The sequence below is a fragment of the Pseudomonas sp. genome, from assembly GCF_049301935.1.
Lineage (GTDB): Bacteria > Pseudomonadota > Gammaproteobacteria > Pseudomonadales > Pseudomonadaceae > Aquipseudomonas.
Map to the genome: position 1 here is coordinate 1 of NZ_JBAQLP010000090.1, position 6251 is coordinate 6251.

Genomic DNA, 6251 nt, shown 5'->3' on the forward strand with positions numbered 1-6251 from the left:
AAGGCAAGCAGGACTTCTCGGTGGTGCAGCAGCTGTTTATCGAGTAATCCCGCAGACAGCAAAAAGCCGCAGCGAGCTGCGGCTTTCTTGTGGGCAAACCTGCTATCTAGCGCTCGCGCAACGCCTCGCTACGGGCGCGGATAATCGGCTTGAGCAGATAGCTGAGCACGCTCTTCTTGCCGGTGATGATATCCACCGAAGCGACCATGCCGGGGATGATCAACAGCGGGTGTTCCTCGCTACCCAAGTGGCTCTTGTTGGTGCGCAGCTTGATCACATAAAAGCTGTTGCCCTCATCGTCAGTCACGGTATCGGCGCCGATCTGCTCCAACTCGGCCTTGAGCCCGCCGTAGATGGTGTAGTCATAGGCGGTGAATTTGACCATCGCCTCCTGCCCCGGATGCAAGAAGGCAATGTCCTGCGGGCGAATGCGCGCCTCGACCAGCAGGTTCTCACCCAGCGGCACGATCTCCACCAGGTCGCTACCCGGCTGAATCACCCCGCCGATGGTGGTGACCAGCAGCTGTTTGACAATGCCGCGCACCGGCGAGATCACCAGGGTGCGGTTGACCCGATCTTCCAGCGCCTTGCCGGTTGACTGAATTTTGCTTAGCTCGGTGCGCGCCTCGTTGAGCTGGGTCAACGCCTCGCTGCGGAAACGCCCACGGGTTTCATCGATCTTGCGCTCGACTTCCTTGATCGCCGATTCGGCGCGCGGTATCGCCAGAGTAGTGGCCTCCAGCTGGCCACGCGCTTCCACTTCGGCGCGCTTGAGGCGCAGCACTTCCACCTGGGAAATCGCGCCCTCGGCCACCAGCGGTTCAGACATCTGAATTTCCTGGCGCAGCAGGCTAAGGCTGTTGCGGAACTGCCCCTGCTTGGAGGCAAATTCGCGCAGCTCTTGTTGGCGCTGGATCAACTGTTCTTCCAGGCCGGCCACTTCATCGAGCAACTGCTGCTTGCGGCTGTTGAACAGCTGGATTTCGTTATCCGCCTGCTTAGGCGCCTTCTCGCGCACCTCAGCGGTGACCACCAGCTCACGATCCTGCACTTCGGCACTCAGACGCTCCACGCGCAGCAACAGGGCCAGGCGATCCGCTTCAGTTTCACCGACGTTGGAGGCAAAGCGGGTATCGTCCAGACGCAGCAACGGATCACCGGCCTCGACAATCTGCCCCTCACGCACGAACAGCTCGGCGACGATGCCACCTTCCAGGTTCTGGATTTTCTGCAGGCGCGAGGATGGAATCGCCTTGCCATCGCCCCGGGTCACTTCATCGACCACGGCGAAGTTGGCCCACAGCAGGCAGAACAGCACAAAAGCGATCAAGCCCCAGATGGTCAACCGCACCACCCGTGGCGCGTCCTCGATCAACGCCTTGTTGACCTCCGGCAGCGGCTCATCGCCCAACTCATCGTGGCTGCCGAAATAGGCAGCAACGGCCTGACGCAGGCTCTTTTTCTCGGGCGCTTTAGCTGACACTGATCTGCCCCTTCTTCAGCGCTTCCATCACGCTACCTTTCGGCCCATCGGCGATGATCTGCCCACGGTCGACGATGATCAGCCGGTCGACCAGGCTGAGCATCGAGGCACGGTGGGTGACCAGCAACAGGGTCTTGGTGCCGATCACCGCAGACAGGCGCTGCTTGAGGCGTTCTTCACCAGTGTTGTCCATGGCGCTGGTCGGTTCATCGAGCAGCAGAATCGGCGGATCGAGCAACAGCGCGCGCGCCAGGGCGACGTTCTGCCGCTGTCCGCCGGAGAGGTTCTGGCCGCGCTCGCCGACCTGCAGCTCGTAGCCTTTCGGGTGCAGCCGGACGAATTCGTGCACGCCGGCCAGTTCGGCGGCCTGCAACACCAGCTCATCTTCGACATAACGCGCGCCAGACACCAGGTTGTCGCGCAGGGTGCCGCTGAACAGCTGAATATCCTGCGGCACATAGCCGATGTTATGCCGCAGATCGCTGACATCCAGCTGGCGCACATCGATGCCATCGACCAGCAGGCTGCCGGCATCGGGCTGATACAGGCCGACAATCAGCTTGGCCAGCGAGCTTTTACCCGAGCCGCTGCGGCCGATGATGCCGATCTTCTCACCGGGGCGAACCACCAGATTGATCCCCAGCAGAGCGGCCTGCTGCTGATCCGGGTAATGGAATTCCAGCTGGCGGAACTCGATGGCCCCCTGCAGCGACTGGCGCTTGAGCGGGCGCTCATCGGCCTGGCGCTCCTGCGGCAGCCCCATCATCTGGTTGACCGACTCAAGCGTCACCCGCGCCTGCTGGTAGCGCGTGAGCAAGCCGGACATCTGCGTCAATGGCCCCAGCGCGCGGCTGCTGAGCATGTAGCAGGCGATCAGCCCGCCCATGCTCAGGTTACCGTCGATGATCTGGTACACGCCGAGCACGATCACCACCACACCCGCCAGTTGCTGCAGCAGCAGGGTGGCGTTCATCGCCAGGCTGGACAGCATGCGCGCGCGCAGTTCCAGACGGCTCAACGTGCCGATGGTCTGCTCCCACAGGTACTGGCGCTCGCTTTCGGCGTTATTGACCTTGACCGCATCCAGCCCGGCCAGGCTCTCGATCAGGCTCGACTGACGTTCACCGGCCAGGGCCATGGTGCGCTGCATGGTCTCCGCCAGCGGGCGCTGCAAAGCCCAGCCGATCAAGGCCACCAGCGGGAAGGCGAGCACCGGAATCCACACCAGATGGCCGCCGATCATGGCGATCACCGCGAGAATCAGCAGGGTAAACGGCAGGTCGATGACGCTGGCCAGGGTCAGGGATGCGAGAAAATCACGCAGGCTCTGAAACTCGTGAATGTTCTGCGCGAAACTGCCAACCCGCGCCGGGCGGAACTTCATGGCCATGCCGATGATGCGTTCGAACAGCGTGGCGGAGATGATCAGGTCGGTCTTCTTGCCCGCCAGATCCAGACACAGGCCGCGCAGGGTCTTCAGCAGCAGGTCGAAGCAGAACACCCCGGTGATGCCAATCGCCAGCACCCACAGGGTGGCTTCGGCCTGGTTGGGCACCACGCGGTCGTACACGTTCATCACAAACAGCGGCGTGGCCAGGCCAATCAGATTGATCAGAAAGCTCGCCGCGATGGCATCGATATACAACCAGCGCGAACGCTTGAGGGTGTCGCGAAACCAGGAGGTGGCGCGCGGGATCAGCTCGCCACGGTTGAAATCGAACTTATGCTGCGGCTGGGCAAAGAACACCCGCCCGCTGTAATCCTCAGCCAGCGCCTCGGCGCTGACACGCACTTCGCCGCCCTCGCTTTCGCAGGGCATGATGCGCGCCCGGCCCAGATCATCCCAACCCAGCAAAATGGCGCTGCGACCATCGCGCAGCAGTAGCAAGGCTGGCATGGCCAGGGCCGGAATTTTCTCCAGGCCACGGCGCAACCAGCGCCCCTGCAAGCCCGCACGCGCCGCCGCACGCGGCAGCAACTCGGCACTCAGGCGCTGCTCCGGCAGCGGCAAGCCTGCGGTAAGCATGGCGCGGCTGACCGACTTCTGGTGCAGGCCGCACAGCGACAACAGGCTGTCGAGCAGAGGGTCGTCGTAGCGATCACGCGGATCGCTACGGGTTTGCATCGGGCTGGGGTCTACTGCCACTGGGTTTTACTCATCAACGACTGGGCTCAGTTCAGACCCGGCAAGTTGGCCTGGGCCTTGATCTCGTCCAGTGGTGCGGCGGCCATCGGCGCGACTACACCCTGGCTCTTGAGCAGGGAGCCCATGGTGGCCTTGATCCGGTACTGAGTAAACAGCTCGGTGTAACGCACCTCCTCAAGACGGCGCGAGGCGGTGAACAACTCGTTTTCACTGTCGAGCAAATCCAGCAGGGTACGGTCGCCCAGGCTGAACTGCTTCTGGTAGGACTCGCGCACACGGCTGCTGTAGTCAACGTACTGCTGGGCAATCGGCAACTGCTGGCGGGCATTTTCCAGCGCGTTCCAGGCCAGGCCGAGGTCTTCATTTAATACCCGCAGGGCATTATTGCGGATGTCCATCGCCTGGTTGGTCTGATAGGCCTTGGACTGCAGATCAGCCTTGTTGCTGCCACCGGCGTAGAGGTTGTAGCTCATGTTGAGCATCGCGCGCCATTGGTTGTTGTGCCCGCTGACGCCATCGATGTTGTTGTCCATACCGCGCGACAGTTCGGCATCAAAACGCGGGTAGAAACTCGACTTGGCGGCTTCGTATTGCTGTTCGGTGGCCTGTACATCAGCCTCGGCCGAACTCAGAAAAGGGTTGTTGGCGAGCATTTCCTGGCGCGCTGCCGGCAGGTTTTCCGGCAAATGACCCGCCAAACCAGGCGGCGGGCTCAGCTCGCTGGCATCACGACCAACCACGCTGAAATAGTTGACCCGCGCATCCGCCAGATTGGTCTGCTCGGTGATCAGGTTGTTGCGCGCCTGGGCCAGACGCGCCTCAGCCTGATCGAGGTCGGCAGTACGCCCTACGCCACTCTGGCTACGCAGGGTGATCTGGTCGTAAATACGTTCATGGCTGGCCAGGTTGCTTTCGGCCAGACGCACCAGTTCCTGGCGAGTCAGCACATCCAGATAAACCTGCGCCACCGTCAGCGCGGTGCGCTCGGAGGTACCCAGCAACTCATAAGCGCGGGCATTCACCGTGGCGCGCTGACGACCGACTTCACTGCTGGTGGCAAAACCGTCGAACAGCATTTGCTGCAGGCGCAGGCTAGACTCACCGCGAGTCAGGGTCTCGGTGTTGTGGTTTAGTCCACGAGTACCAGGGCTATCGGTGCCTTCACGGCCGTAGCCGGCCAGCAGATCAACCCGAGGCAGGTAACCGCCCTGGGCGGCCTTCATCTGTTCTTCAACCGACAAACGCGCATTGATCCCCGCCTGGACTTCCGGGTGTACTTCCAGGGCACTTTGCATGGCTTCATTGAGTGTCTGACCATGGGCGGCCAGAGATACCGCCAGGGCAAGGGGAACGAGAGCAAGAAAACGCATTAAGTGAACTTCCTTATCAGGCAGGGCTAGTGACTTGCAATGCGTAACGCCAAATTAATGGCGCAAAAAGTGGGCACAAATAAATACCTGACCGACTTTAGCGAGACTCGCATCACAGAATTATTTGCCAATATCAAAGTGACATCATGGTGCGCAGTGTTTATTATCGCGAGAAAGCAGTCAATACTTTGTCGCAAGGCCAATTCCAAAACGGAATAAGCAAATTTCCGTCGCCATATTATTGACACGAAAACCTTTACATCCTGAACTCAACGCATTCACCCGCCTCGCCACCCTTGTAGGCATAAGCCTCGGAGCAGTCCCTCTATGAGCAGCATCGCCGCCATCGTCAAAAGCCTTGTAGGACAAGTGTTCGCCGTTTCTCTGGACGGCCTCAAGCGCCAAATATTCGAAGGTGAGCGTCTGCTAATGGGTGAGCAGATCCTAACCGGCCTGGGTGGTGAAGTGACCTTGCAGCTGGCCAGTGGCGAAGTGATCAACGTTGGCCAAAACAGCGGCTGGCAAGCAGCACCCGCCGCAGCTCAAGCCCCAGACGATGCGACGGATCCTACTGCGGGCCTGGAGCAGGCCTTAGCTGCGGGCTTCGACCCAACGACCGACCTTGAGGCTCCTGCAGCCGGCCCAGGTGCCGGCGGCGGCACTGGCGGCGCAGCAGGTGGTGGCCATAGCTTTGTATTACTCGATGAGACCGGGCAACAACTAGACCCGACTGTAGGGTTTGAGACTGCTGGACTGGGCTTGGCGGGCCAGACTGTCGATGAAGAAACAGCAGCTGCGGATGCAGTTGCAGCAGAGGCCGTCGATGCCGGATTTCTTCCGCCACCGACTCTAAACTTGCTTATCGACAGCGGTGTGGCCGGCGATTTCATCACCAATAACGGTACATATAACGCCAGCGGAACCCTACCTGGCGCCACTGTTGAATACAGCACCGACGGCAGCACCTGGACCACCACACCGCCCGTGGCCGTGGAAGGCCCAAACACTATTTTCGTGCGCCAGACAGATACAACCGGCAATACCTCGCCGAGCAGCAGTCTGACTTTTACTCTCGACACCACGGCCAACCTCAGCGTCAGCCTGGATAACGTCAACAGCAGCAACATCGCCAACGCCCCGATCTCCGGCACCTCTGATGTCGGCGCGGGCCGCACCGTGAGCCTGGTCATCACCGACGTGAACGGCAACACCGTCACCACCACCGCCGTGACCGGCACTGATGGCAGCTACA

At 60.9% G+C, this 6251-nt stretch carries 4 protein-coding genes; 1 reads left to right on the plus strand and 3 read right to left on the minus strand.

From position 1 onward, the window contains the following. Positions 1-106: 106 nt before the first annotated feature. From WA145_RS12400 to WA145_RS12410, 3 genes are read right to left on the minus strand one after another with little or no spacing between them, the layout of a single operon-like run. Positions 107-1453: an HlyD family type I secretion periplasmic adaptor subunit gene (locus WA145_RS12400; protein ID WP_422581868.1), complete on the minus strand. Its 1347-nt coding sequence runs from the start codon at positions 1451-1453 to the stop codon at positions 107-109. Positions 1454-1472: 19 nt separating this feature from the next. Then, the gene (locus WA145_RS12405; RefSeq protein ID WP_422581865.1) at positions 1473-3608 is read right to left on the minus strand and encodes a type I secretion system permease/ATPase; all 2136 of its coding nucleotides are present in this window, start codon (positions 3606-3608) and stop codon (positions 1473-1475) included. A gap of 47 nt (positions 3609-3655) precedes the next feature. Then, on the minus strand, positions 3656-4999 hold the full coding sequence (locus WA145_RS12410; protein WP_422581866.1) for a TolC family outer membrane protein: 1344 nt from the start codon (positions 4997-4999) through the stop codon (positions 3656-3658). A gap of 327 nt (positions 5000-5326) precedes the next feature. On the opposite strand from WA145_RS12410, the gene WA145_RS12415 reads away from it, so the two are divergent. Continuing rightward, the coding region (locus WA145_RS12415) for a retention module-containing protein (protein ID WP_422581867.1) at positions 5327-6251 on the plus strand (925 nt) is incomplete at its 3' end.

What these genes read in the sequence shown, in the direction of transcription:
- WA145_RS12405 (WP_422581865.1), bottom strand. Translation starts at nt 3,608, where the DNA reads ATGCAAACCCGTAGCGATCCGCGTGATCGCTACGACGACCCTCTGCTC.
- WA145_RS12410 (WP_422581866.1), bottom strand. Translation starts at nt 4,999, where the DNA reads ATGCGTTTTCTTGCTCTCGTTCCCCTTGCCCTGGCGGTATCTCTGGCC.